At 36.5% G+C, this 1,810-nt stretch carries 3 protein-coding genes; 1 reads left to right on the forward strand and 2 read right to left on the reverse strand.

What is annotated here, in order from left to right:
- The coding region (locus F6K13_RS31430; protein ID WP_287289625.1) for a hypothetical protein at positions 1-215 on the reverse strand (215 nt) is incomplete at its 3' end.
- A gap of 932 nt (positions 216-1,147) precedes the next feature.
- Entirely contained in the window at positions 1,148-1,384 is a 237-nt protein-coding gene (locus F6K13_RS31435; RefSeq protein ID WP_240041525.1) for a hypothetical protein, read from the reverse strand.
- On the opposite strand from F6K13_RS31435, the gene F6K13_RS31440 reads away from it, so the two are divergent.
- Positions 1,378-1,810: Rpn family recombination-promoting nuclease/putative transposase (locus F6K13_RS31440; RefSeq protein ID WP_287289628.1), on the forward strand; the 433-nt coding region annotated here is incomplete at its 3' end. The genes F6K13_RS31435 and F6K13_RS31440 overlap by 7 nt on opposite strands.

Genomic DNA, 1,810 nt, shown 5'->3' on the forward strand with positions numbered 1-1,810 from the left:
GATAAAGGTTTTAGCGTTTTAGCGTTGAAAAAAGTACCAACTTTTTGGTGGAAAAAGCTCATGCATGCTGGTATTTTAGGATGATTATGGCAGAAAAATTGAGAGACAATTCTTGCTCCTACCTCCTGGCTCATTCCCATTTCTCCTGTCTCCTGTCTCCCCCTCCTGGGAGGAGGGACGGGTTGTCTCCTACAAAGAGCAAAAAGACTTTCCATACGCAGACCCTAATTATTTATAAACGCACCCTACTGGAGCGACACACTACAAGTTTGGCACTATTTTACCTGTATCATGGCGCTACAATAATGAACTACGGTATTATGGCTCGATAATATTGAGATTACTTTTAACTTTTAATATCAAATCCGTTTAATTGGACATAAAAAAAATCTTCAATCGCCATAACTACGTTTATCTTTGTAATTCTTTCTCCTCCTGACTCCTGAGGACTGACTTCCCCTCCTGGGAGGGGTTAGGGCAAGAAAGGGGTGGGTTGACTCCTCCTAACTTAACCATTCTATGGCTGTTTAACCGGATTTGATATAACTTATTATGTTAACTCCAGGACAAATCTTAAAACAACGTTACCAACTACAAAAACAACTAGACCGTACTATACCAGTATTTGTAGGTTGGGTTGAGGTAACGTAGCTTGCTTCCCGTAAGGGTAACCCAACATAAACGGAAAACGTAAAGGTGTTGTTGGGTTTCACTGTCGTTCTACCCAACCTACTTTTATCAAGTTCAAAACTTCCCAAACAGCGATCGATCCCCAAGCAAACCATCAATGGCAACTGATAACTGATAACTGATAACTGAAATAGCGTTGGCGGAGCCTAGCGGCAGCTATATCGCTCCCCAACCAAACTATCCATTAACCAACCCAAACCAACAATAATATAAAACCCAGATAATCCCTATACTCAACTCAAGGAAAGACTTTAAACCTTTGGGGGTTAATTATCAATTATCCATTATCAATTATCCATTATAAATAGCTATCTGCCCATTCACGGACCCGACTATGGGCTACTGAAACCCCCTGACGACGATAATCCTCAAGAGCTAATTTACTTTGCTGAACCATTTCTTCTTCCGTCAAAGAGATAAAATTTAACGTTGAATCTATCTCTCCGTAATCTAGTAATTATTCTGTTTTTTTATCGGATTCATCTATCAGTAATTCCTCAAAATATTCTAAATTACCAGATGAATTTACTAGCCATTTTCGGAGCAGATTTTTCACTTGCTCTCCCGATAGTAGGTCCAGGCGTTCTAATATTTTCTGTCTGAGATTATTTGTTGTCATAAATATCCAGATTAAATTATCATCTATAGTATACCATAAATCATAGAAATTATAGGAAATATATAACCATGACATTTATTAGCCCTAAAACCGACTTTGCCTTGAAAAAAATATTTGGTTCTGTTCACAGTCAAAAAATCCTGATTAGCTTTCTCAATGCCATAGTTTATAACAATCAAAATGTTATTCAATCTCTAAAAATAATTAACCCCTATAACCCTGGAGTTACTAACACCATAAAAGAGACTTATTTTGATGTCAAAGCACTTTTAGATAATGGCTCTACCGTTATTATTGAAATGCAAATATTGAACGTGGCAGACTTTAAAAAACGAGTAATTTATAACTTAGCCAAAGCTTATGGAAATCAATTAGATCGTAATGTTGGGCAAGGTTATATTATGTTGCAACCTTTTATAGCTTTAACAATCGCGGATTTTGTTTTGTTTGAGGATATTGATAAAATGATTACTAAATTCAGATTTAAAGAAGAGAAAGAAT

It is taken from the genome of Okeania sp. SIO2B9 (genome assembly GCF_010672505.1).
GTDB lineage: Bacteria > Cyanobacteriota > Cyanobacteriia > Cyanobacteriales > Microcoleaceae > Okeania > Okeania hirsuta.